Annotated in this window: 19 protein-coding genes and 1 pseudogene; 16 read left to right on the top strand and 4 right to left on the bottom strand. The window is 71.3% G+C overall.

The features are described from left to right. Positions 1–129 precede the first annotated feature (129 nt). Complete coding sequence (locus tag KUM44_RS06460) at positions 130–2,280, top strand: SpoIIE family protein phosphatase (RefSeq protein WP_217206791.1); 2,151 nt, start codon at positions 130–132, stop codon at positions 2,278–2,280. A 112-nt stretch (positions 2,281–2,392) separates the two neighbouring features. Here the strand turns inward: KUM44_RS06460 and KUM44_RS06455 are convergent, their stop codons facing one another. Further along, positions 2,393–3,736 carry a S1 family peptidase gene (locus KUM44_RS06455; protein WP_217206790.1) on the bottom strand — a complete coding sequence of 448 codons (1,344 nt, stop codon included), beginning with the start codon at positions 3,734–3,736 and terminating at the stop codon, positions 2,393–2,395. 188 nt (positions 3,737–3,924) lie between these two features. On the opposite strand from KUM44_RS06455, the gene KUM44_RS06450 reads away from it, so the two are divergent. The 10 genes and pseudogenes from KUM44_RS06450 to KUM44_RS06410 all read left to right on the top strand — a co-directional run bounded on the left by KUM44_RS06450 (position 3,925) and on the right by KUM44_RS06410 (position 14,643). After that, positions 3,925–4,338 (top strand): PaaI family thioesterase, encoded by a 414-nt coding sequence (locus KUM44_RS06450; protein WP_217206789.1) that lies wholly within the window; start codon positions 3,925–3,927, stop codon positions 4,336–4,338. A 476-nt stretch (positions 4,339–4,814) separates the two neighbouring features. Further along, entirely contained in the window at positions 4,815–5,030 is a 216-nt protein-coding gene (locus KUM44_RS06445; protein WP_030052098.1) for a hypothetical protein, read from the top strand. A gap of 144 nt (positions 5,031–5,174) precedes the next feature. Continuing rightward, on the top strand, positions 5,175–5,981 hold the full coding sequence (locus tag KUM44_RS06440; RefSeq protein ID WP_217206788.1) for an HlyD family efflux transporter periplasmic adaptor subunit: 807 nt from the start codon (positions 5,175–5,177) through the stop codon (positions 5,979–5,981). Continuing rightward, entirely contained in the window at positions 5,978–8,203 is a 2,226-nt protein-coding gene (locus KUM44_RS06435) for an NHLP family bacteriocin export ABC transporter peptidase/permease/ATPase subunit (RefSeq protein ID WP_217206787.1), read from the top strand. The genes KUM44_RS06440 and KUM44_RS06435 overlap by 4 nt, the downstream gene beginning before the upstream one ends. A gap of 1 nt (position 8,204) precedes the next feature. Continuing rightward, positions 8,205–11,021: an NHLP bacteriocin export ABC transporter permease/ATPase subunit gene (locus KUM44_RS06430; RefSeq protein WP_217206786.1), complete on the top strand. Its 2,817-nt coding sequence runs from the start codon at positions 8,205–8,207 to the stop codon at positions 11,019–11,021. Continuing rightward, a pseudogene (locus KUM44_RS45135) lies at positions 11,000–11,273 on the top strand (MFS transporter); the annotation flags it as partial. The gene KUM44_RS06430 and the pseudogene KUM44_RS45135, both read left to right, overlap by 22 nt. A gap of 128 nt (positions 11,274–11,401) precedes the next feature. Then, positions 11,402–12,409: a Ppx/GppA family phosphatase gene (locus tag KUM44_RS06425; protein WP_217206785.1), complete on the top strand. Its 1,008-nt coding sequence runs from the start codon at positions 11,402–11,404 to the stop codon at positions 12,407–12,409. Positions 12,410–12,707: 298 nt separating this feature from the next. Next, positions 12,708–13,739 carry an iron-containing redox enzyme family protein gene (locus KUM44_RS06420; protein WP_217206784.1) on the top strand — a complete coding sequence of 344 codons (1,032 nt, stop codon included), beginning with the start codon at positions 12,708–12,710 and terminating at the stop codon, positions 13,737–13,739. 21 nt (positions 13,740–13,760) lie between these two features. Next, positions 13,761–14,414 (top strand): HemK2/MTQ2 family protein methyltransferase, encoded by a 654-nt coding sequence (locus tag KUM44_RS06415; RefSeq protein ID WP_254389142.1) that lies wholly within the window; start codon positions 13,761–13,763, stop codon positions 14,412–14,414. Next, positions 14,395–14,643: a CDGSH iron-sulfur domain-containing protein gene (locus tag KUM44_RS06410; protein ID WP_217206782.1), complete on the top strand. Its 249-nt coding sequence runs from the start codon at positions 14,395–14,397 to the stop codon at positions 14,641–14,643. Before KUM44_RS06415 ends, KUM44_RS06410 begins: the two co-directional genes overlap by 20 nt. On the opposite strand, the gene KUM44_RS06405 is transcribed toward KUM44_RS06410, so the two are convergent. Beyond that, entirely contained in the window at positions 14,631–15,719 is a 1,089-nt protein-coding gene (locus KUM44_RS06405; protein ID WP_217206781.1) for an amidinotransferase, read from the bottom strand. The genes KUM44_RS06410 and KUM44_RS06405 overlap by 13 nt on opposite strands. A gap of 492 nt (positions 15,720–16,211) precedes the next feature. Continuing rightward, positions 16,212–16,646 (bottom strand): protease inhibitor, encoded by a 435-nt coding sequence (locus KUM44_RS06400; RefSeq protein WP_217206780.1) that lies wholly within the window; start codon positions 16,644–16,646, stop codon positions 16,212–16,214. Positions 16,647–16,970: 324 nt separating this feature from the next. Here KUM44_RS06400 and KUM44_RS06395 point away from each other — a divergent pair, with 324 nt between their 5' ends. The 5 genes from KUM44_RS06395 (at position 16,971) to KUM44_RS06375 (ending at position 22,267) form a co-directional block, all read left to right on the top strand. Next, the gene (locus tag KUM44_RS06395; RefSeq protein WP_217206779.1) at positions 16,971–17,522 is read left to right on the top strand and encodes a hypothetical protein; all 552 of its coding nucleotides are present in this window, start codon (positions 16,971–16,973) and stop codon (positions 17,520–17,522) included. Between the two features lie 291 nt (positions 17,523–17,813). Next, the gene (locus tag KUM44_RS06390) at positions 17,814–19,349 is read left to right on the top strand and encodes a cytosine permease (RefSeq protein WP_217206778.1); all 1,536 of its coding nucleotides are present in this window, start codon (positions 17,814–17,816) and stop codon (positions 19,347–19,349) included. Beyond that, entirely contained in the window at positions 19,346–20,041 is a 696-nt protein-coding gene (locus KUM44_RS06385) for an alpha/beta fold hydrolase (protein ID WP_217206777.1), read from the top strand. The genes KUM44_RS06390 and KUM44_RS06385 overlap by 4 nt, the downstream gene beginning before the upstream one ends. 73 nt (positions 20,042–20,114) lie before the next feature. Beyond that, complete coding sequence (locus KUM44_RS06380; protein WP_217206776.1) at positions 20,115–21,284, top strand: lactate 2-monooxygenase; 1,170 nt, start codon at positions 20,115–20,117, stop codon at positions 21,282–21,284. Continuing rightward, the gene (locus KUM44_RS06375; protein ID WP_217206775.1) at positions 21,281–22,267 is read left to right on the top strand and encodes a 2-hydroxyacid dehydrogenase; all 987 of its coding nucleotides are present in this window, start codon (positions 21,281–21,283) and stop codon (positions 22,265–22,267) included. The genes KUM44_RS06380 and KUM44_RS06375 overlap by 4 nt, the downstream gene beginning before the upstream one ends. Before the next feature lie 6 nt (positions 22,268–22,273). On the opposite strand, the gene KUM44_RS06370 is transcribed toward KUM44_RS06375, so the two are convergent. After that, a partial coding sequence (locus tag KUM44_RS06370) for an RICIN domain-containing protein (protein WP_254389141.1) occupies positions 22,274–23,881 on the bottom strand: 1,608 nt, incomplete at its 5' end.

Here is a 23,881-nt window from a genome sequence, read left to right as displayed (position 1 = left end):
GTCAGGGGGTACATGCGCCCCCGCGCGGCAGGGCGCGGGCCTGAGCGTCCGACGCCGCTCGCCGTGCGCGACAGGCCCCGAGGGGGGAGATTTGAGCCCTGGGACCTGTCGCGCGGCCCCGCGGAGGAGGTGGTCGGCGTGTCCGACGGGCAGACGTCCGCCCAGGCCCCGGCGGCCGCGCGGACGCGGGTGGGCCGGCCGCTGCTGTCGCTGGCGCTGGCCTCGATGATGGAGGAGGTGGACGCGCACTCCGGTGCCGTGTACCTGCTGGCCGCCGACGAGCCCGTGCTGGAGATGGCGGTCATGGCGGGGCTGCCCCGGGCGTTCGCGGCGCCGTGGGAGCGGGTCGGGCTGAGCGCGCCGATCCCGGTCGCGGAGGCGGTGCGCGAGCGGCGGCTCGTCTGGGTCGGGGGTGAGGAGGACATGGCGGCCCGGTATCCGCGGATCGCCGTCGTCCTGCCCTACCCGTTCGCGCTGGCGGCGCTGCCGGTGGCCACCGAGTCGCATGCCTACGGCGCGATCTTCGTGACCTGGCCCGGCGCACACCCTCCGGAGCTGTCGGACCGGGAGCGGGACCATCTGACCGCCGCCTGCCGACGGCTCGCCGTACGGCTGGAACGGGCCATGGAGGAGAGCCGCCCACCGCTCCCGGAGCCCGATCTGGTCGCCGGTCCTGCGTTCAGCGGCGCGGCCGGCACGCTCGGCACGGTGGAGGCGGCGCGGATGGTGTCGCGGCTGCCGTACGGGCTGTGCTCGCTCGATCTGCACGGCCGGATCAGCTTCGCCAACCCCGCGGCGGCCGAGCTGATCGGCGTGCCGGTCAACCGGCTGCTCGGCAACCAGCTGTGGGCGTCGGTGCCCTGGCTCAACGACCCGGTGTACGAGGACCGTTACCGGGCCGCGCTGATGAGCCAGCACACCACGTCCTTCGTGGCGCTGCGCCCGCCCGGGGACTGGCTGTCGTTCCGGATGTATCCGAGTACGACCGGTCTGAGTGTGCGGATCAGCCGGGCCCGCGCGGTGGCGGAGATGGGGCGCAGCGGGCCGCGGCCCGACGACCCGCCGGGGCGGCTGGTGACGATCTCCCAGGTGCTGAGCCTGGCCGGCGCGCTCACCGAGGCGGCGGGTGTGCAGGACGTGGTGCAGCTGGTCGCGGACGAGATCGTCCCGGCCGTCGGCAGCCAGGCGCTGGTCGTCCTGGGATCGCGGGCGGGCCGGCTGCATGTGCTGGGTCACCGCGGCTATCCGGATCCGCAGATCGTGGAACGGTTCGACGGGCTGCCGCTGACCGAGCAGACCCCGGGCGCCCATGCGCTGACCACCGGGGTCCCGGCGTTCTTCGACTCGCAGCAGCAGCTGGAGCGGCTCTATCCGGTGCGGCACGCGACGCCCGACGGCTTCGCGGCCTGGGCGTATCTGCCGCTGATCGCCTCGGGGCGGCCGGTCGGCACCTGTGTCCTCGCCTACGCCGAGCCGCATCCGTTCCCGGCGGACGAACGAGCGGTTCTGACCAGCCTCGGCGGGCTGATCGCGCAGGCGCTGGAGCGTGCCCAGCTCTACGACGCCAAGCACCAGTTGGCGCACGGGCTACAGGCCGCCCTGCTCCCCCACTCGCTGCCGCCGCTGGCCGGTGTCGAGGCGGCCGCCCGCTATCTGCCCGCCACGCAGGGCATGGACATCGGCGGCGACTTCTACGACCTGGTGCCGATGGAGCAGGGCCTGACGGCGGCGGTGATCGGGGACGTACAGGGGCACAACGTGACCGCGGCGGGACTGATGGGTCAGATCCGCACGGCGGTGCGGGCGTACACGACGGTGGGCCAGGCACCCGAGGACGTCATGCGCAGCACCAACCGGCTGCTGCTCGACCTGGGCTCCGACCTGTTCGCCAGCTGTCTGTATCTACGGCTCGATCCGGCACACGGCAGGGCCGTGATGGCTCGTGCCGGGCATCCGCCGCCGCTGCTGAGACGGCCGGACGGGCGGGTGCGGGTGCTCGACCTCGCGGGTGGTCCGCTGCTGGGCATCGACGGCTCGCCCACCTATCCGACGACGGAGGTCGACCTCATGCCGGGCTGTGTGCTCGTCCTCTACACCGACGGTCTGATCGAGTCCCCGGGCGTCGACATCGAGGACGCGCTCGCCGACCTCGGCCAGTTGCTCACCGAGGCCGGGGAACGGCCGTTGGACGAGCTGGCCGATCTGCTCGTGGAGCACAGCTCGGCGCGGCGGGAGCGGGTGGACGACGTGGCGCTGCTGCTGTTGCGGGCGCGGGACTGACGGACCGGAAACGGGAGCGGTCCGACCCTCCCGCCGGAGGGCCGGACCACGTGTTCGTCCGTCCGGATCACTCGGATCCGTGGGTCGGTGTCAGGGCGTCGGTGTCGGGGCGTCAGTTCCCGACGCCGTTGCCGACGATCTCACCGAGGCCGTTGCCCGTGCCGTCGGCGTTGCCGCCGCCGACCTCTTCACCGGCTCCGGCTTCCTGACCGGCACCGGCCTCTTCACCGACACCGGCTTCCTCGCCCGCACCGGCTTCCTCACCGGCACCGGCCTCTTCGCCCGCACCGGCTTCCTCACCGGCACCGGCTTCGTCACCGGCGCCCGCGCCACCGCCGGCGGCGTCACCGAGGGTCGCGCCGACCGCCTCCAGGGCGGTGGTCACCGGCTGGAAGAAGGTCTCGCCGCCGACCGTGCAGTCACCGCTGCCGCCCGAGGTGAGGCCGATGGCCAGGCCGTCCTGGGTGAACAGGGAGCCACCGCTGTCGCCGGGCTCGGCGCAGACGTCGGTCTGGATGAGGCCGGTGACCGTGCCCTCCGGGTAGTTCACGGTGGCGTCGAGCCCCGTGACCTGACCGTCGTTCAGTCCGGTGGTGCTGCCCATCCGGAAGACCTGGAGGCCGACCTCGGCGTCCGCGGCCTGGCTGATGGCGAGGGTCTGGTCGCCGAGGTTGACCTCGCTCGGTGCCTCGGTCGCCGGGTCGTCGTACTTGACTAGGGCGAAGTCGCCGTCGCCCGGGAAGGTGGACTGGTCGACGGTGGCGATCGGCTGGCCTCCCTCGGTGTCCGACCACTCGTTGCCGCCGAGGGTGCAGTGACCGGCCGTCAGGAAGGCCGGGGTGCCGTCGCCCGCGGTGACGTTGAAGCCCGCCGAGCAGCGTGAGCCGCCGGCGAAGATGGCGTCGCCGCCGGAGAGGAACGTCTTGAAGGTGCCGGCCGACTTCTTGATGGTCGCCATGCCGGAGCCGAGGCCGTCGACGGTCGACTCCAGCTGGTCCCAGTTGTCGCCGGTGACGGTGGAGTCGGCGGTGACGAGGATCTTGTTCGTTCTGGGGTCGACCGACCAGGCCGTGCCCGGGATGGTCGCCTCGGACTTCAGGGTCTGCGCGCCGGACGCGAGCTCGGTCAGGCTGTTCTCGACCTCGCGGACCTTCGCGCCGGCCTTCTTCGCCTGGACGATCACGTTGTTGTTGTCGCCGGGGACGACGTTGACCACGAGCTGCTTGCTCTCGGAGTCGTAGTACGAACCGGCGAAGGCGTCGCCGAGCAGGCCCGCGAGCTGCGAGGCGAGATCCGACGCGTCCGCCGCCTTCAGGGTCTTGGCGGTCGCGGCGTCGTCCGCCGCGCCGTCCTGTGACGCGTTGGCGTTGGGCAGCAGGATCGCGGCCGCTCCGAGCGCCACCACGCCGCCCGCGGCTATCGCGGCCTTGCGCTTCGGAATTCGCTTGTGACTCAAACTTCTCGACCTCCTGGGGGACGGGGTCTGTGCTGCCGTATGAGCGGCAGCTGTTCGGGGCGCCTGGTTGGCAGTGGGTACGCACGGGTCGCACGGGGCGTTCAATTCCGTTTGCGGGCGCCCCACTCGAAACACCGAATCGGCCAAGGACCGCGCCTGAGGTTCCGGCGGCGGGAACAATCCCCCATATGACGATGACCACCGCCGAAGCCGACAAGATCCTCTCCGCCAACTTCGCCCCCTGGATCCTCGCCCTCGGCCTGTCCGTCGAGGCGGTGGAGGACCGGCGCGCGATCCTGCGACTGCCCTGGTCGGACGGGCTGGCCCGGGAGGGCGGCGCCCTGTCGGGGCAGGCGTTGATGGCGGCCGCCGACACCGCCACCGTGATCGCCGTGTCGGCGGCGCGCGGGGCGTACGGGCCGATGACGACGGTGCAGCAGTCGACGTCGTTCCAGCGCGCGGTGCTCGGTTCGGATGTCCTGATCGAAGCGGTCGTGACGAAGCTGGGTCGCCGTATGGCGTTCGCGGACATCGCGATGACCGATGAGAGTTCGGGCGAAATCGCCGCGCGTGCGAGCACTGTGTACGCACTTCTGGGCTGACACGGTCCGCTACCGATCAGTAACGGTCGGTTGAGGATCCCGAGCGGAATCCAGGCTTCAGGGAATCTGCACATTCAATACTCAACGAAGTCACCGTGCGCCGAGGTTCTGCACAAGGGAGCTACCGGCGGTCACCCCCTTGAGGCGGGAGTGTCGGATTCGCCACCGCATCGCCCTGAGGTCCGCCGGGCGGAGGCAACAGCCCGTCCGAGCCGATGCTGTGACGCATGTGAAGAAGTCACCGACAAGACGTGCGCGCATCTGCACGGATCGATGCCGCTGAGACCAAAGTGCCCTGGTGAGGCAAGAGTTTGATTGGAAGCCCGGAGCCGCAGCGTGCTTTGATCCATCGCACCGCAGGGGCCGTGAACGGCTTTCGGAAACGGGCGCCGGGTGCCTGTGGTCGCGGCCGTCATCTGTCCCCAGAGGGGGCCGCTCCCCCTTGTGAAATACCCATTAGGAAGGGAAGTTCCATCATGAACTCCACCCCCCAGGTTGCGACCGTCGAGATCTCCGACGCCGAGCTCGACAACGTCTCCGGCGGCCTGCAGGTCAACGCCGTGAACGGTGCCCTCGACGCTGTCAACGGCATCGCCCCGGTCTCCGGCCTGGTCGACACGGTCGTCGGCACCGTGGAGGGTGTCACCGGCCTGAACACCGCCCCGGTCTCGGGCCTGGTCGCCGGTCTCTGATCGCACCTTTCGTCACCGCTGAGTCCCGGAACCTTTCCCCGGTTCCGGGGCTCTTCGGGTGCCTCGAAACAGACAGGCACCGCCCCGCACCACGACCGGCCCCCGCGCGCCGGTCTCCACTCATCCTCAGGTGAGGGAAGTTCCGTGCAGTTCCGCCAACAGGCCCTCGCCAAGCTCCAGTCACCGGAGGAGCTCGACCTTCCAGTGCGCTTCGCCCGACCCCAGGGCTGGCTGGTGCTCTCCGTCACGGTGGTCGTCATGGCCGCCGCGTCCGTGTGGGCGGTGACGGGTTCGGTCGCCTCGACGGTCGGCGCACCCGCCGTCCTCACCCATGGCCAGGGCAGCTACATCCTCCAGAGCCCGGTCGCCGGCCAGGTCACCGCGGTCCTCGCCGAGCAGGGCCGGCGGCTCCCGGCGAACTCGCCCGTACTGAAGGTCCGTACGGCCAAGGGCGAGACGGTCGTGCGCACGGTCGCCGCGGGCCGGGTCACCGCGCTCGCCGCCAGCATCGGGCAGATCATCTCCACCGGCGCGAACGTCGCCGCCGTGGAGAAGGTCGCCCACGCCGAGGACCCGCTGTACGCCACGGTGTACGTCCCCGCGGAGAACGCTGCGTCCATCCCCGACAAGGCCGCGGTCGACCTCACCGTCTCCTCCGTGCCCACCCAGGAGTACGGCGTCCTGCGCGGCCATGTGAAGTCGGTGGACCGCTCCGCGCAGTCGGCGCAGCAGATCTCCGCGTTCCTCGGGGACAACCAGCTGGGCGAGCAGTTCACCAAGGACGGCAGGCCGGTCGCCGTGCTGGTCCAGCTGGACCGGAAGGCGAGCACGAAGAGCGGCTACAAGTGGTCGTCCACGGACGGGCCGCCGTTCTCACTGACCTCGATGACGATGGCGAACGCCTCGATCGAGCTGGCCGACGAGCGCCCCGTCGATTGGCTGCTGCCGTGAGCGCCGCACAGGAGACCCGCGGCAGCAGGCGCCGCGCCGCCCCGCCGAAGCGCCCCGTGCCCAAGGGCAGGTCGAAGACCGTCCGCACGCCCACCGTGCTCCAGATGGAGGCCGTGGAGTGCGGTGCCGCCTCCCTCGCGATGGTGCTGGGCCACTACGGCCGCCATGTCCCGCTGGAGGAGCTGCGCATCGCGTGCGGCGTCTCCCGCGACGGCTCACGCGCCAGCAACCTGCTCAAGGCGGCCCGCAGCTACGGTCTGACGGCCAAGGGCATGCAGATGGACACGGCCGCCCTCGCCGAGGTGAAGACGCCGGCCGTCCTGTTCTGGGAGTTCAACCACTACGTCGTCTACGACGGCATGGGCCGCCGCTTCGGCCGCCGCGGCGTCTACATCAACGACCCCGCCAAGGGCCGCCGTTTCGTGCCCATGGAGGACTTCGACGGCAGTTTCACCGGTGTCGTACTGGTGATGGAGCCCGGTGAGGGCTTCAGCAAGGGCGGACGCAAGCCGGGCGTGCTCGGCGCGATGCCGGCCCGGCTGCGCGGCACCGCGGGCACGATGCCCGCCGCTGTCCTGGCGAGCCTGCTCCTGGTGGCGGTCGGCGCGGCGGTGCCCGCGCTGAGCCGCACCTATATCGACATGTTCCTCATCGGCGGCCAGACCTCCCTGCTGGGCGTGCTGTTCGCGTCCATGGGGACCTGTGTCGCACTCACCCTCGTGCTGACCTGGCTGCAACAGGCGAACCTGCTGCACGGCCGCATCATCTCCTCCACCCTCTCCAGCGCCCGCTTCCTGCGTCATCTGCTGCGGCTGCCGGTGACGTTCTTCTCCCAGCGCAGCCCGGCCGACCTGGTGCAGCGCCTCCAGTCGAACGACGCGGTGTCCGAGACCCTGGCCCGCGACCTCGCGGCGGCGGGCGTGGACGCGGTGGTCGTCGTGCTGTACGCGTTCCTCCTCTACACCTACGACCCGCAGCTCACCTTCGTCGGCATCGGGGTGGCGCTCCTGAACGTGGTCGCCATGCGCGTCGTCATCCGCCTGCGAGCCACCCGCACCGCCAAGCTGCGCGCGGACAGCGCCCGGCTCACCAACACCGCGTACACCGGTCTCCAGCTGATCGAGACGATGAAGGCAACCGGCGGCGAGGACGGCTACTTCCGCAAGTGGGCGGGACAGCACGCCACCACGCTGGAGGAGCAGCAGCGCCTTGGCGTGCCGAGCGCCTATCTGGGCGTGGTCGCGCCGACGCTCGCGACGCTCAACAGCGCGCTCATCCTCTGGATCGGCGGCATGCGCGCGGTCGAGGGCGGCATATCCGTCGGCCTGCTGGTGGCCTTCCAGGCCCTGGTCACCCGCTTCACCGCCCCGATCACCCGCCTCAACGGCGTCGCGGGCCGCATCCAGGACTTCGCCGCCGACGTGGCCCGGCTGAAGGACGTCGAGAACTTCGAGGCGGATCCGCTCTACGGCCGCCCCGGCAGCGGCGAGTCCACGCGCCGCCTCCACGGCCACGTCGAACTCCAGAACATCACCTTCGGCTACAGCCCCCTCGACAAGCCACTGCTGACCGGCTTCGACCTGACGGTGGGCCCGGGCCAGCAGGTCGCCCTGGTCGGCGGCTCCGGCAGCGGCAAGTCGACCGTCTCCCGGCTGATCTCGGGCCTGTACGCGCCCTGGGAGGGCGTCATCCGCATCGACGACCAGCGCATCGAGGACATCCCGCGCGGCGCCCTCGCCGCCTCCGTCTCCTTCGTCGACCAGGAGGTGTTCCTCTTCGAGGGCACCATCCGCGACAACGTGGCGCTGTGGGACCCGTCCATTCCGGACGACGCGGTGGTGGACGCCCTGCGCGACGCGGCGCTGTACGACGTGGTCATGCGGCGCCCCGGCGGCATCCACAGCAAGGTCGAGCAGGACGGCCGCAACTTCTCCGGCGGGCAGCGCCAGCGCCTGGAGATCGCGCGGGCGCTGGTGCGCCGCCCCAGCATCCTCGTCCTCGACGAGGTGACGAGCGCGCTGGACGCCGAGACCGAACTGGTCGTGATGGACAACCTGCGCAAGCGCGGCTGTGCCTGTGTGGTGATCGCACACCGGCTGAGCACCGTGCGCGACAGCGACGAGATCGTCGTACTCCAGCACGGCACGATCGTCGAACGCGGGCGGCACGAGGAGCTGGTGGCGCGCGGTGGCGCGTACGCGGCGCTGGTCAGGGAGCGGTGAGATGACCTCCGTCCACGAGGGTGACCTCGTCCTCAACGCGCTCGGCCAGATGGGCACGCGCATCGACTGCGCGGGCTTCAACAGGCTCGACCTCGAAGGCCCGCAAGTCCTGTGGCTGGTGGCGTCGGGTGCCGTGGACCTGTTCGCGGTCGACGCCGCGCAGCAGGGCCACTGGCATCACCTGGGCCGCCTGGAGGCGGGCTCGCTGCTGCTCGGCCCGGTCGCGGGTCCGCAGCACACGCTGGTGGCACGACCGCTCAGGGACTGCGTCGTGCACCGCATAGGGCTGCGCGAGTTGTACCAGCCCGCGAACACCCAGACCTGGTCCTACGACGAGTACGGCAACCCGCAGTACGTCCCGCCGCAGACGAGTCCCCTGGAGTACGCCCTCGCCCTCGGCGTCGGCCGCAGCCTCTCCATCCTCTTCCAGGCACCCATGGCCACCGAGCGGGCGGCCGAGGTGACGGACGACGACGTCTTCTGGATGCAGGTGCCGCCGGGCAGCGTGCAGTACGGCTCGCTGTACGGCGCGGAGGCCGCCGCCGACCTGCTGATGGACCCGGCGGTCTGGCAGTCCATGGTCGACCAGCAGTACCGGCTGCTGACCACGCTGGACCGCTGGATCGAGCAGCTGGAGCGCACCCACGAGACGCGCACGGCGGAGGGCATCAAGGCAGGCGAGGCGGTGCGCGCGCAGGCCGACCAGACGCTGCTGGCGTCCATCGGCAAGCGCGGCGACAAGCGGACGACGGCCGCCGACGCGGACGCCAGCTACGCCGCCTGCAAGCTGGTCGCCCAGGCCTTCGGGATCACGTTGGCCGAGCCCGCGCAGAGCGGCACCGAGAGCGACCGGCTCGACCCGGTCGAGCGCGTGGCCATCGCGTCGCGCGTGCGCACCAGGGCCGTACGGCTGGACGGGCGTTGGTGGCGGGACAACGTAGGACCGCTGGTCGGTCACCGGGCGCTGTCCGGTGCGCCGGTGGCGCTGCTGTGGCGGCGCGGCGGCTATGTGGCCGTCCATCCGGCGACCGGTCGTGAGACGCCGATCGAGAAGGCCAACGCGGAGGAGTTCGAGCCGCGTGCGGTGATGTTCTACCGTCCGCTGCCCGACCGCGCGTTGAGCCCGCTGAGGCTGCTGCGGTTCAGCATGCGGGGCACGGGCGGTGATCTGACGAACCTCCTGGTCAGCGGACTGGTCACGGTGGCGATCGGCGCACTCGTACCCATCGCGACCGGCAAGGTGCTGGGCGAGTTCGTGCCGAAGGCGCAGACCGGGCTGATCGTGCAGTTCTGTCTGGCCGTGATGATCAGCAGCGTCGTGGCGGCGGCGTTCATGCTGCTCCAGAACCTGACGATCCTGCGCCTGGAGGGCCGTATCGAGGCGACGCTCCAGCCGGCCCTGTGGGACCGGCTGCTGCGGCTGCCCACGAAGTTCTTCACCGAGCGCTCGACCGGCGAGCTGGCCAGCCAGGCCATGGGCATCAGCGCGATCCGCCGTCTGATGGCCGGAGTCGGCCCGGTCGTCGCGTCGTCGGTGACGGTGGGCGCGATGAATCTGGCGCTGCTGTTCTGGTACAGCGTGCCGATGGCGCTGGCGGCGATCGGCATGCTCGTCGTCATCGCGGGCGTGTTCCTGGGGCTCGGGCTGTGGCAGGTGCGCTGGCAGCGGCGGCTGGTGGTGCTCAGCAACAAGCTGAACAACCAGGCGTTCCAGACGCTGCGCGGGCTGCCGAAGCTGCGGGTCGCGGCGGCCGAGAACTACGCGTACGCGTCCTGGGCGTCACAGTTCGCGCGCAGCCGTGAGCTCCAGCAGAAGGTGGGGCGGATCAAGAACCTCACCACGGTGATGGGCGCGGTCTATCTGCCGGTGTGCACGCTGCTGATGTTCATGCTGCTGGCCGGTCCGGCACGCGGCACGATGTCGGCGGCGGCGTTCCTCACCTTCAACACATCGGTGACGATGCTGCTGACCTCGGTCACCCAGCTGACCGGCTCGTTCGTGTCGGCGGTGGCCGCGCTGCCGCTGTTCGAGGAGATCAAGCCGGTGCTGGAGGCCACGCCGGAGGTGCGCACGGCGAGTACCCGGCCGGGCCCGCTGACCGGTTCGATCGAGGCGCGCCGGCTGTCCTTCCGGTACTCCGACGACGGCCCCCTGGTCCTGGACGACGTGTCCTTCGACGTGCGGGCGGGCGAGTTCGTGGCGATCGTCGGACCCAGCGGCTGCGGCAAGTCGACGCTGCTCAGGCTGCTGATCGGCTTCGACAAACCGGTCTCGGGCAGTGTGCTGTACGACGGTCAGGACTTGTCGGCGCTGGACCAGTCGGCCGTACGGCGGCAGTGCGGCGTGGTGCTCCAGCACGCCCAGCCGTTCACCGGCTCGATCCTGGACGTCATCTGCGGCACCGAGCCGTACACGCCGGAGGAGGCGATGGCGGCGGCCGAGATGGCCGGGCTCGCCGAGGACATCAAGCGGATGCCGATGGGGCTGCACACGATCGTGTCGGGCAGCGGCGCGATCTCCGGCGGTCAGCGGCAGCGGCTGATGATCGCCCAGGCGCTGATCCGCCGGCCGCGCATCCTCTTCTTCGACGAGGCGACCAGCGCCCTCGACAACGAGACGCAGCGCACGGTCATCGAGTCCACCAAGGCGCTCAACGCCACCCGCATCGTCATCGCGCACCGTCTGTCCACGGTGCTGGACGCCGACCGCGTGATCGTGATGGAGGACGGCAAGGTCGCCCAGCAGGGCCCGCCCGCACAGCTGCTCGCGGACACCAGCGGGCGGCTGCACGAGCTGGTGCGACGCCAGATGGCCTGAACCGCCGGGCGTCCACGGTCGACGTACCCGTCGCGGCCCTCGCCTTCGTGGGCGGCTGGCTGCTGCTGAGCAACCACCGAGACGCACGACTGGGGTTCGCCCGACACCTGGGGCTTCCTGCTGGCGGTCGGCGTACTGCCGACGGCGTTCGCCTGGTGGCAGAGCAGGGCCGCGCACCCGCTGATGCCGCTGCGGATCCCGCTGGACCGGGACCGCGCCGCCTCATTCCTGACCGTGCTGATCGCCGGCGCCAGAGGGGCCGGCCTCCACAGGGAGACGGCGGCCCCTCTTCTCGGTGCGGGTACGGCGCTCGCGTCATGGTGGCGGCGCACAGGGGCTGACTCCGTTGGTCCGACCGGGAATCGGGTACTCCCGGTCGTATGCGAATCAGCGTGGTGGATGTCGGGTCGAACACGGTCCGGTTGGTTGTGGCCGATACGGGAGACGGGGTGCCGCTTCCCGTTCATACCGCCAAGTGGCGGCTGAGGCTGTCGGAACAGGTCAGACCCGGGGAGGCCGTGCCTGAGGAGGCCATCGAGCGGCTGGTCGAGGCGGTCTCGGCGGCGGACCGCACCGCGCTCCGGTGGGGCGCGACCTCACCCCTGGCCTTCGCGACCGCCGTGGTGCGCTCCGCCCCGAACCGCCGGGAAGTGCTGCGTGCCGTGCGGACCCGGACGGGGGTGAACCTGTGCACGCTGCCGGGCGAGGTCGAGGCCGAGTTGACGTTTCTCGGGGCGCGACGATGGATGGGCTGGCGCTCAGGGCCGCTCGCACTGCTGGACATCGGCGGCGGCTCGCTCGAAGTGGCTTTCGGGCGCGGGAGGTTGCCGGACTTCGTGGCGTCGCTGCCGCTCGGCGCCGCACGGCTGACCCATGAGTTCTTCGACGGCGCGGACCCGCCGCCGACGGCACGGGTACGCGCCCTGCGCCGCAAGGTCCGCCACCAGCTGCGGGACGTCGCGGCCCGGATCCGCTGGGAGGGACCGCGCACGGCGGCGGCCACCTCACGGACGTTCCAGCAGCTGGGCCGGTTGTGCGGGGCGGCGCCCGGACGTCACGGGCCGTTCGTGGAGCGGAAGTTGGTGCGCTCGGACCTGCGCGAGGCCGTCGGTCGCCTCTCCCTGCTGCCCGCCACCGAACGCGCCCTGCTCCCCGGCATCTCCGCACCGCGCGCCGGACAGAGCCTGGCCGGCGCGGTGGTGGCGCACACCGCGATGAAGCTGACCGGCCTGCGGGCGGTCACGATCTGCCCGTGGGCGATCCGCGAAGGGGTCATGCTGCGGCACATCGAGGACGGCGCCTCCTGGTGGGCGGAGGTGTCCCGCCTCGAGGAGGAGGCCGCACCTGCCGAGCCGGTACCACTGCGGATCGCGCCCGCGACCAGCTGATCGCCACCGACGGCTGCGGGGCCGACGCGGCGAGAGCCGCCTGCACGACCTGATCGACGAGAGAAGGAGAGGCCCGTGCCGCGGGACTCCGCCGAGCGGCGCCGCCGCGGGGGCGAGGTCGGCGAGGCTGTGTCCGCGAACACGCGGGCCCAGGAGGAGTCCGAGGGCGAGTGACCGGGCCACGCACTGCCCGGGCGGCATCCCACGGGCTTCTCGGCAGGGCGCGGGCCAAGCTGTACAGCTCCGCACCCAGTGCACACGGGCGGGTGGCTCGGCAACCCACGGGTACTCGGTCGCCATGGCACACGACGCCCGAAGGGCACGCGGCGGCGAAGGGCCCTGGCTGCCGTCCGCCCGGGGCGCTGTCTCCGCCGCCGTCGAGGAATATCTGAGGGGTGCGGGCCCACCAGCCCGGAGCCAGGACGTCGCGAGCGCGCCCGTCTACGGCGACGATCTCCAGCTGGCCCTGTATCTCTGCTACGAGCTGCACTACCGCGGTTTCGCCGACGTGCCCGAGTCCCATGAATGGGACCCGGACCTGCTGCGTGTCCGCGGAGCCCTGGAGCACCGTTTCCTGACCGCCCTGCGCGCGGACACCCCCGCCCACGACAGCGTCGAGGACGCGCTGGCCGACCTCCTCGTCGAGCCCGTCGACGGCACCGGCATCAGCCACTATCTGTCCGCCAACGGCGAGTTGTGGCACGTGCGCGAGTACGCGGTCCAGCGCTCCCTGTACCACCTCAAGGAGGCGGACCCGCACGCCTGGGTGCTGCCCCGGCTGTGGGGCAGGGCAAAGGCCGGCATGGCGGCGGTGGAGTTCGACGAGTACGGCGGCGGCCGCCCCGACCGTGTCCACGCGCGCCTGTTCGCCGACCTGATGACGGACCTCGGCCTGGATACGACGTACGGGTACTACCTCGACGAGGCGACCGCGGAAGCCCTGGCCACCGTCAACCTGATGTCCCTGCTCGGCCTGCACCGGGCGCTGCGCGGAGCGCTCGTCGGCCATTTCGCGGCGGTCGAGATCACCTCGTCGCCGGCCTCGCGGCGGCTGGCCGAGACGATGCGCCGCACTGGCGCCGGGCCCGCCGCCGAGCACTTCTACGACGAACATGTCGAGGCGGACGCGGTGCACGAGCAGGTCGTACGGCACGAGGTCATCGGAGGCCTGCTCGCCGAGGAACCGCATCTCGGCCCCGACGTCGCCTTCGGTATCGACGTCACCGGACATCTGGAGAATCGCTTCGCCGACCGGCTGCTCGGCGCTTGGCGCGCGGGCAAGTCGTCACTGCGCACGCCCTTGCGATCCGGAATATCCCTTAATCCCTGAATGCGGGGGTACCCGGGCGCAATGAAAACGCTGGTACCACCTGGCGTCTACGCCCCTCAGGAGGACACGGACCTGCTCGTGGGCGCCCTGTGGGACGAGCCGCTGCCGGACGGCGCGGCCGTCCTCGACGTGGGGACCGGTTCGGGCGCGCTGGCGATCGAGGCGGCGCGCCGCGGCACGCGGGTGACCGCGGTGGACGTGTCATGGCGGGCGGTGTGCGCGGCACGGTTGAACGCCAGGCTGGCCCGGCTCCCCGTCCACATCCGGCACGGCAACCTCTTCGGCCCGGTGCGGGGGCAGTCGTTCGACCTCATCCTGGCCAATCCGCCGTACGTGCCTACGCCCGAGTCGGATCGCGCGCCGCACGGCGCGGCCCGCTCCTGGGACGCCGGCCTGGACGGACGGCTCGTCCTTGACCGGATCTGCCGGGAGGCCCCGGCCCTGCTGCGCCCCGGCGGTGTCCTCCTGGTCGTGCACTCGGCGCTCAGCTGTCCCGACCGGACTCTGGCCCACCTGCGCGGGGCGGGGTTGAAGGCCTCCGTGACGCGGCGTCGCGTGATCCCGTTCGGCCCCGTGCTGCGGTCGCGAGAGGGCTGGCTGCGGGAGCGCAATCTGGTGGCAGCCGCGGACCCGAGGGAAGAGCTGGTGGTCGTTCGTGCCGAAGTCCCCGTCTGACGAACCACGCCGGATCAAGGTCCAGCGCCAAGGCCCTGTCCTGGTGGAGGGGCCGGTCGAGGTGGAGCTGGAGGACGGCACGATCGTCGCCTCCGACCGCTTCCGGGTCGCCCTGTGCACCTGCCGTCGCAGCCGTCGCTACCCCTGGTGCGACACCAGCCATCGCGACCGGACCACGGATGCGGCCAGGGAACCGGCCAAGGCCCGGTGCGCCGGTCAGTCGACGTAGGACTCGAGCGTGCCACGGCGGCGGATGTCGAGCGTCGCGCAGTGGAACGAGCCGCCGAACGGCGCGTAGTGCAGCAGGTCGCACGGGATCGGCTCGAAGCCCCACTGTTCGAGCGCGCGCAGCATGCCGGTGTGGTGGCGCTCGGCGATCACCTGCTTCTCGTCGACCATGAGCACATTCATGCTGAGCCACTTGCCGCACATCGAGGTGATCCTGAGCAGGGGGTCGTCGATCGGATCGGGCTCGGGGGCGACCAGGACGTCCCACGACTTCAGGACGTCGGGCAGGCGGTCGACGTCGATGTATTCGGGATTGACCAGGACCTTGCCGGGTGCGAGCGGCACGAAGGTCGTGTCGATGTGCATGGGTGTACGGCAGCGGCTCTTGATCTCGTGGATGCGATAGCGGGGCCCGAGATGGCGGCGCAGCCACTCGATGCCCATCCGGTTGGTGACGTTGCTCCGTGTAACGAACAGATCGCGACCCGCGCGCACGAAGTCGGCGGCGTCGAAGACCGGCTCGAACTCGGTGAGAATGTGGCGCACGGGCTCGTCGGGCCCGGGCGCTCGGAAGCCCGCCTCGAACAGCGCGTCGGTGAGCTGCGGCTTGGGCGCCGAGGTCCAGCGCGCACCGCGCCGGAAGTAGTCCTTGAGTATCGGGCGGTAGGCATGCGTCTCGAAGTAGCGGCACGGCCATGCCATCGGAGTCTCGATGATCTCGTCGCCGATCACGAGCAGGCTGTCCCGCGGACAGGTGTTGCCAAAGCCGCGCGACGACCAGTCCGGAGTGCCGAAGCATCGCCTGTGGTCGACCTTGTCCGGGCGCCTGACCGTGACGTCGAGGGACCGCAGCAGGGAGATGAACTGGTCGAGCTCGTGCTGCGCCCGCTCGATCAGCACGTGCGGATACTTGAAGCCGCCGGCCAGTCCCAGCAACCGTCGCGCCCAGGGGGGCACGTTGCAGGTCACGACCGGATGGCGGGAGGGGATCGTCGCGCCGTCGAGACGCCCGACGACGACTTCCTCCAGCGGGTCCCACTCATTGTGTGAATTGACGGGCGGGGCAAAGGGTTCCACAGCGCTGCCGAGTACCCCGCACTTGCATGGTCACTCGCAGTGGCCGCAACCGGGCGCTCCGCTCCGCAGGGATGCTCCCACCCACCCCCGGCCTACGTCCGCGCCCCGCCCTCCCCGACCCGACCCGTCCGAGGATTTGATCACGGACGATCTGGCGACGGCGGCATTGGTCACCGAGTAACTGCTCGGGGCTGCGCGTCCTGTGCCGGGCCGAGACGCGCGCCAGGGACCGCGGCGGGCTCCTGCGGGTCGTCACCGACGCGCCGCGGATCCGGCTGCTGTTGCGCGGGGCGGGCCCGCTGGGTCGCTTCGCGCTCCTGCCCGGGATCCCCGGGGAAGGCGAATGCCCCCGTGGCGATCCAAGGTGTCGGCCAGGCGGCCCCACTCCGCCTGGCCGACCCCCGGTGCGAGATCGCAGGGGCCCCTCGGCAGTACTCGCACTCCCCATCCGCGAGCCGCTGCCGCACCGCACGGGACCGCGCGATCCCGGTCCTAGAACGCGAAGAGGCTCGTGGTGTAGGAGCCCTTCACGCACTCGTTGCCGAAGGTGCGCTCATAGGACACGCGTTGGCCCTGCCAGACCCCGTCGACCGTGACGATCACGGGGTCGTACTGCTTGGTGCACAGCACGCCGTCTCTACTCCTCAGGGCGTCGAGGTTCCCGCCCGCACTGCGCAGTTCGACGCACGCGGAGGCGGCATCGGGATGGGTACCCGAGGGCGTCGGAGCGCAGCTCAGGGTGACGGCGCGCACCGGCGTCGTCAGGGTGGCGTCGTCGCCGTGGGCCAGGGTGAGCACCAGCGCCGAGGGGGCGTAGAGCGAGGCGGGGGCGGCGTCCGGGGCGGCGAGGGCGGATCCGGTCAGGGGTCCGCAGACGGCGGTGGCCGTGAGAGCGAGGGTCGCTGCCCAGCGCGCGGTGTTCCGCATTGTGTGCATCCTTCCGCTTGATTCGGGGGTGGGCCGGCTCCGGCGCGATCGGTGCCGGAGCGACGAGCGGGAGTCTGCCGAGTCCGCCGCGGAAACTCACATCGACACCACGTGTTTCAGTAACCTTGCGTATTGAATCAGTGGCGTGAAGTAACGGAGTTCGAACGTTCCAACGCCGGAAGTTGGCGGTTCTTGATCGTTCCAAGTCGCCGAGTGGCCGGATCTCGCACGCTCATTAATAGGCCTGAAACATTCCGGTTGAGCCCTCGGCGGACATGCCCGCACCCCCTTGTGTTCATGGACGAGCCGCGTAATCGTCATTACATGATTACGAGCGAGCAACGAGAGAAGCTGCGCGGCTGGCTCGCCGGCCGCCTGCCGGACGACCTCTTCGAGGAGCTGACCGAGGTGACGGTCGACCGCGAGGAGATCACCGTGATCGGCCGTATCCCCGCACCCCACCTGGCCCAGGACGTCTCGGCCGCCGAGCGGGAGGCGGCCGTGGAGGGCCGGATCCAGGAGTTCCGGGAGCGCACCCGGGACGCGCGGATCGCCGTGGCCCGTGACGCCGAGCACCGGTTCCGCCGGAAGGTCTCCTGGGGCGTGGAGTGCGGCGGCGAGCGCGCCCTGTTCACCCATGTCGCCGCCCCCGTGATGACCCGGCTGCGGCAGCCCGAACGACAGGTCCTCGACACCCTGATCGCCGGCGGGGTCGCCCGCAGCCGCAGCGACGCCCTCGCGTGGTGCGTACGACTGGTCCAGCGGCACACCGACGACTGGCTCACCGAGTTGCGCGAGTCCCTGGAGCACGTGCAGCGTGTACGGGCCCAGGGACCGGACGCGGAATCCGAGGAAGCGCCCAAGGACACCGAGTGATGGAGGTTTCGTCCACTGACGGCACCGCAGATGGATGAACCGTCCTCTGGTGCGGATCTTGCGCTGCGCCGTACCGTCTGCTGACCCCCGAGAGGACGGCATCCGCGGGCTGCCCGCACACCCCAGCGGCGGACACCGGCCGTCGGCCCCGCCGCGCCACAACGCGCTCCACCGCCCCGCCCACGCTGGAGCCCTCCTGTGTCCCCACAGTCCCCACAGTCCCCGCAGCCGTCACAGCCTCCGCAGTCGTCACAGCCCCCGCAGCCCGAACCCCCGTCCCCCGCGCCCTCCTTGACCGAGGTCGAGACCCACGGCGTCGACCGCATCCCCGACGCCGAGCGCAGCGCGAGTCCCCTGGATCTCTTCCGCCTCGCCTTCGGTGGCGCCAACACCTTCTCCACCTGCGTGCTGGGCGCCTTCCCGATCCTGTTCGGCCTCTCCTTCTGGCAGGGCCTCGCGGCCACGCTCCTCGGGGTCGTCGCGGGTGCGCTGATCCTGTGCCCCATGGCGGTGTTCGGACCGGTCAACGGCACCAACAACGCCGTCTCGTCCTCCGCGCACCTCGGAGTGCACGGCCGTGTGGTCGGCTCGTTCCTCTCGCTGCTGACGGCCGTCGCGTTCTTCTCCCTCTCGGTGTGGAGCTCGGGCGACGCCCTGGTCGGCGGCGCGCACCGGCTGTTCGGCCTCACCCGCGGCAACCTGTCGTACGTCGTCGCCTACGCCCTGTTCGCGGGGCTGGTTCTCGCGGTGTGCGTGTACGGCTTCCGCTTCATGCTGTTCGTCAACAAGATCGCCGTGCCGTCGGCCGGCGTGCTGTTCCTGATCGGCGTGATCGCCTTCGCCGGCGACTTCGACCCGTCGTACGCGGGCGTCTTCACGGATTCCGCGGACGCGGCGACCCGGTCGCTGTTCTGGCCGTCGTTCATCGGCGCGGCCCTGATCGTGCTCTCCAACCCCGTGTCGTTCGGGGCGTTCCTCGGCGACTGGTCGCGCTACATCCCGGCGTCCACCCCGCGCCGCAAGGTGATCGGCGCCGCGTTCCTGTCGCAGATCGCGACACTGCTGCCGTTCGTCTTCGGCCTGGGGACCGCGAGCATCATCGCCACGAAGGCTCCTCAGTACGTCGATCCGGCGGCGCCCGACTTCGTGGGCGGGCTGCTGGCGATCTCGCCCGTCTGGTACTTCCTGCCGGTGTGCCTGCTGGCGCTGATCGGCGGCATGGCGACGGGCACGACCGCGCTGTACGGGACCGGGCTGGACTTCTCCTCGGTATTCCCGCGGCTGTCGCGGGTGCAGGCGACGCTGCTGGTCGGCGCGTTGTCGATCGCGTTCATCTTCGTCGGGCGGTTCGGGCTGAACCTGGTGCAGTCGATCTCCACCTTCGCCACGATGATCATCACCTGCACCACGCCGTGGATGGTCGTGATGATGCTGGGCTACTGGACCCGACGCGGCTGGTACGACCCCGAGGCCCTCCAGGTCTTCAACCGCCGTCAGCGCGGCGGCCGTTACTGGTTCGCGCACGGCTGGAACTGGCGGGGCATGACGGCCTGGTGGGTGGCGGCCCTGATCGGCGTGCTGTTCACCAACATCCCGGGGCAGTTCGTCGGCCCGCTGGGCGATCTCGCCAACGGGGTGGACATCAGCCTGCCGTTGTCGCTGGCCGTGGCGGCCGTGCTGTTCCTGGCGCTGCTGTGGGTGTTCCCCGAACCCCGGGCGGTGTACGGGCCGGAGGGTGCGCGGCTGGCCCGTACCGTGGAGGTGCCGGTGCCGCCGATCAGCGGGCCGGGGGCGTTGTCAGTGCCGTCGGCTAGCGTGCCCTCATGACTGAATTCGTTCTGGTGGCGGGTGCGAAGCTGGGTGCGTGGGCGTGGGACGAGGTGGTGCCCGAGTTGCGGGCGGCCGGGCATGAAGCACATGCGCTGACCTTGTCCGGACTGGCCGAGAGGCGGGGCACACCGGCCGGGCAGCAGACCCATGTGCGGGACATCGTCGAGGAGGTGGAGCGTCTCGGCCTGCGGGACGTGGTGCTGGTCGGGCACAGTTACTCGGGCGTACCGGTCGGACAGGCCGCCGAGCGGATCGGTGACCGGCTGGCGCGGGTGGTGTACGTCGACGCGAACGTCCCGGCCGACGGGAAGTCGTTCCTGTGGGGATGGCCGAGCGACGGGGTGCGGGCGGCGATCGAGGCGAACGACGGCTTCTGGCCGTCCTTCTCGGCCGAGGATCTGGCGGACCAGGACCTCACCGACGAGCAGATCGCCCGGATCGTGCGCGACTCGACGCCCCACCCCGGCGCCTCGCTCACGGAACCGGCCGTCGTGACCCGCCCGCTCGCCGAGCTGCCGTCCACTTACATCAAGTGTCTGCTGGACTGGCCCGAGCCGAGTGACGAGGTCGCCGAACTCCTCAAGAGCGACCGCTGGGAGCTGGTGAACATGAACACCGGCCACTGGCCGATGTTCTCCCAGCCGCGCGAACTGGCCCGCATCCTGCACGAGTCGGTGACCGCCCCCTGATCCACTCCCCCGCCTACCGGTCGGTATGGTCGGCGTACAGCGCGTTCTCACTGACGAGAGGCGGGGCCTACGCATGGGCAGGCACTGGGCGGACTTCCAGTACGAGATCTATCTGAACGGGATGACGGGGGCCGTGCCCCGGCTGCCCACCGATCTGACCCGGCTGGAGGAGCTGACCGAGCAGCGCCTCGGGCCCGGACCCGTCGGCTATGTGGCGGGCAGCGCGGGCGACGGCAGCACCGCCCGCGCCAACCGGGCGGCGCTGCGGCGACGCCGGATCGTGCCCCGCATGCTGCGGGACGTGCATGAGCGGGACCTGTCGGTCGAGGTGCTGGGCCGCGCCCTGCCCGCCCCGCTGGCCCTCGCGCCGGTCGGCGTGCTGTCGATCATGCATCCGGACGCGGAGTGCGCCGCCGCCCGGGCTGCGGCGGCGCAGGGTGTGCCGTTCATCCTCTCCTCGGCGTCCAGCACCCCGATGGAACAGGTCGCGGAGGCGATGGGGGACGCAGAGCGCTGGTTCCAGCTGTACTGGCCGAAGGACCCGGAGGTGGCCCGGAGTTTCCTCGGCCGGGCCAAGGCGGCCGGCTTCACCGCGCTCGTCGTCACTCTGGACACACCGATGCTGGCCTGGCGGCCCCGCGATCTGGACCAGGCGTATCTGCCGTTCCTGCACGGCGTGGGCACCGCCAACTACTTCTCCGACCCGGCGTTCCAGGCGGGCCTCGCCAAGCCGGTGCACGAGGATCCGAACGCGGCCGTGATGCACTTCGTCGGGATGTTCTCGGACCCCGCCAAGACCTGGCCCGACCTGGCCTTTCTGCGGGAGAACTGGGACGGCCCGATCGTCCTGAAGGGCATCCTGCACCCGGACGACGCCCGCGCGGCCGCCGACGCCGGGATGGACGGGGTCGTCGTCTCCAACCACGGCGGCCGTCAGGTGGCCGGGTCCATCGGCGCGGCGGACGCCCTGCCCCGGGTCGTGGCGGCGGTCGGCGACCGGCTGACCGTCCTCTTCGACAGCGGCATCCGCACCGGCGACGACATCTTCAAGGCCCTCGCCCTCGGCGCGCGGGCGGTGCTCGTCGGACGGCCGTACGCGTACGGGCTCGGCCTCGACGGCCAGGCCGGCGTCGAGCACGTCGTCCGCTGTCTGCTCGCCGAACTCGACCTCACCCTGGCCCTGTCCGGGCACGCCACGCCCGCCACGATCGGTCCCGCCGACCTCATCGAGGAGTCCGCATGACCGCCGCCCAGGCCGTCAAGAACGTCCTCGCCGTCGTCCCGCCGCACGTGGGAGGCCGTGGCGTCGGCGCCGGACTCGCCACGCTGTTCCCCGAAGGCGCGGACGTCACCGTCGTCGAGGCGGCCGACGAGGACCCGGCCGCGTTGCGCGCCGCGCACGCCGTCATCACCGCGCTCGCCCCGGTGACCGCCGAACACCTCGCCGCCGCACCGCAGTTGGAGCTGGTGCAGTGCGCGAGCCACGGCTTCGACTACGTCGACATGAAGGCGGCGCGCGAGCGCGGGGTGCGCGTGTGCACCATCGGTTCCAGCGGGGCCGAGGCGCAGAACGTGGCCGAGCAGACCTTCGCCCTGCTGCTCGCCCTGGCCAAGCAGCTGATCCCCGCCCACACCGCGCTGGTCGAGGCCGACTGGGCCCTCCCCCGGCTGCGGCACTCCCTGACCGAACTGTCCGGCAAGACGCTCGGCATCGTGGGCCCGGGCCGGATCGGGCGTGAAGTCGCCCGCCGCGCGGTCGCGTTCGACATGAACGTGGTCTACGCCGGACGACGCCGACTGTCCCCGGAGACGGAGGCCGACCTCGGCGGCGCCCGCCACGTCCCGCTCGACGAACTGCTACGCACCGCCGACTGCATCTCCCTTCACACCCCGCTCACCGAAGAGACCCGGCACCTGCTGAACGCCGAGCGCCTGGCACTCCTCAAGCCGACGGCGTTCGTCATCAACACCGCCCGCGGCGCCCTGATCGACCAGGACGCCCTCGCGGACGCGCTGGAGAAGGGCGCCGTGGCCGGTGCGGGCATCGACGTCTTCGACCCCGAACCGCCCGCCCCGACCCTGCGCCTCCTCCGCGCCCCGAACGTGGTGCTCTCCCCCCACGCCGGCGGCGTCACCCGCGAAACCCTGGTCCGCATCGCCCTGGCAGCCGTCCGGAACGTGACGACCTTCCTGTCGGGCGAGGCGCCTCGGGACGCGGTGAACTAAGCCCCCCTAGGTGTTCTCCTCCCCGACCCGTACCGCCCGCACCCCGGGCGTCCCGTCCTCCGCGCTCGAGAGCGCCCCGGGGCTCGCCGACGTCGGCGGGTCGGTCAGCCAGCGTTGGGACTCCGAGTCGTCGCGGACCTTGACCACGATGTCGGCGGCCTGGTCGGCGATAGTGGGCGCGAGGGCGAGTCGTTCGTCCCAGCGGGACAGCAACTCGCCCCGCACGGTGAGGTCGTAGCGCACGTCGTCGGCCCGCTCGGAGTCGTCGTCGGCGCACTTGCCGAGGATCACCACGCCGGCGTCCGCACGCGAGTCCAGGCACAGATCGCGGTCCGCCACGCTGCGCAACAGCCCGTCCTGCTCGTACGACCACTGCTGGGTGTCGTCGTCCGAGCACTCGGCCAGCTCGGTCCCGGCGCCCGCCTTCGGCTCGCCCCGGATGTCGAGGCACAGGTCGGCTTCGGCGTTGCGGAACCTGGTCTGGCGCGGGGCGTTGGGGAGCTGGGCGGTGCCGGGCGGGGAGGGGGAGACCGCGGGGGGCGGCTGGGACGCGGTGTTGCCGCCGGTGGCGGAGGCGGCCGGGTCGACCCCGTCGTCGTCCGACAGCAGGCCTGCGGCGAGCATGATCGCGATCAGTCCGGCGGAGGCCACGCCCACGCCCGTGAGCAGCGTCCGCGAGGAGCGCGGTCCGCCCGGTGGCCGGCGGAGCTGCGCGGGGATCCCCGACAGCAGGTGACGTCGTGCGGCGCCGTGCCGGGCGGAGCCGCGGGCGCGGGACGCGGCGGACTGCGTACGGCCGGGTCTGGTGTCCAGATAGCGGCGTGCGCCCCAGCCGAGGACCGCCTCGGCGATGAGCACGCCCAACCCGCCCTCGAAATGGCTCAGTTGTTCGGCGGCGTTACGGCAGTAGCGGCACTGCGCCAGATGCTGCTCCACATCGGGCAGCAAGGCCCCGCCTCGCCGAATCGGAACGTCGAGGAGGCGGTTGTAGAAGCGGCAATCCTTGGTCGGCGCGAGTTCCCGATGGGCATGTACACAACCTTCGCGGAATTTATCACGCGCCTGTTCGAGGGCGGCCGAGGCGGTGACAGTATCCATGCCCGACAGACCGGCGGGCACGCTTAGCGGCTCGGCCTCGACCTCGGTATGCCAGAGCAGACAGCGGGCAAGTCCCGGAAGCGACTGGAATGACCGATCGGCGAGCCTGCGATTTTCGGGTGTCATGGACTTCGCGGCCCGCATACCGCGACCGCCCGCGGGTTTCCCCAGCTCCGGCAGAACACCCGCTATTCGGTCGTCCGCCGACCACTGGCGGACCGCGTCCCGGACTGCCACGAGCAGCCGGGGACGCAGCGCGGCGGCCGGTTCGCCCAGCGCGAGGCGGTCGAGGACCTGATGGAAGGCGGCGGCGGTGACCATGTCGGCAGCCGTCTCCGGGGAGGCGAGGCAGATCTCCGCGTATGAGTGGACCGGCTGCCAGTGCCGCGCCATGAGCAGCGCGACGGACGGAGCGGCCTCGCCGTCCGGACGGCCCCGCAACCGGGCGGCGAGACCTTCGTCGGATTCCTCCGGGACCCCGCCGGGCGGGGGGTAAGGAGGGCGAGGGGGGTGGGG

Source organism: Streptomyces sp. AC550_RSS872 (genome assembly GCF_019049285.1).
GTDB lineage: Bacteria > Actinomycetota > Actinomycetes > Streptomycetales > Streptomycetaceae > Streptomyces.
Note: the sequence above shows the minus strand (reverse complement) of the source record. Positions and strands in the feature narration are given on the sequence as shown.

Excerpts from the sequence above, each read along its gene's own strand:
- KUM44_RS06420 (WP_217206784.1), top strand. The coding sequence starts at position 12,708 with ATGGCACACGACGCCCGAAGGGCACGCGGCGGCGAAGGGCCCTGGCTG.
- KUM44_RS06400 (WP_217206780.1), bottom strand. The coding sequence starts at position 16,646 with ATGCGGAACACCGCGCGCTGGGCAGCGACCCTCGCTCTCACGGCCACC.
- KUM44_RS06380 (WP_217206776.1), top strand. The coding sequence starts at position 20,115 with ATGGGCAGGCACTGGGCGGACTTCCAGTACGAGATCTATCTGAACGGG.
- KUM44_RS06430 (WP_217206786.1), top strand. The coding sequence starts at position 8,205 with ATGACCTCCGTCCACGAGGGTGACCTCGTCCTCAACGCGCTCGGCCAG.
- KUM44_RS06425 (WP_217206785.1), top strand. The coding sequence starts at position 11,402 with ATGCGAATCAGCGTGGTGGATGTCGGGTCGAACACGGTCCGGTTGGTT.
- KUM44_RS06450 (WP_217206789.1), top strand. The coding sequence starts at position 3,925 with ATGACGATGACCACCGCCGAAGCCGACAAGATCCTCTCCGCCAACTTC.
- KUM44_RS06375 (WP_217206775.1), top strand. The coding sequence starts at position 21,281 with ATGACCGCCGCCCAGGCCGTCAAGAACGTCCTCGCCGTCGTCCCGCCG.
- KUM44_RS06395 (WP_217206779.1), top strand. The coding sequence starts at position 16,971 with ATGATTACGAGCGAGCAACGAGAGAAGCTGCGCGGCTGGCTCGCCGGC.
- KUM44_RS06385 (WP_217206777.1), top strand. The coding sequence starts at position 19,346 with ATGACTGAATTCGTTCTGGTGGCGGGTGCGAAGCTGGGTGCGTGGGCG.
- KUM44_RS06445 (WP_030052098.1), top strand. The coding sequence starts at position 4,815 with ATGAACTCCACCCCCCAGGTTGCGACCGTCGAGATCTCCGACGCCGAG.
- KUM44_RS06415 (WP_254389142.1), top strand. The coding sequence starts at position 13,761 with ATGAAAACGCTGGTACCACCTGGCGTCTACGCCCCTCAGGAGGACACG.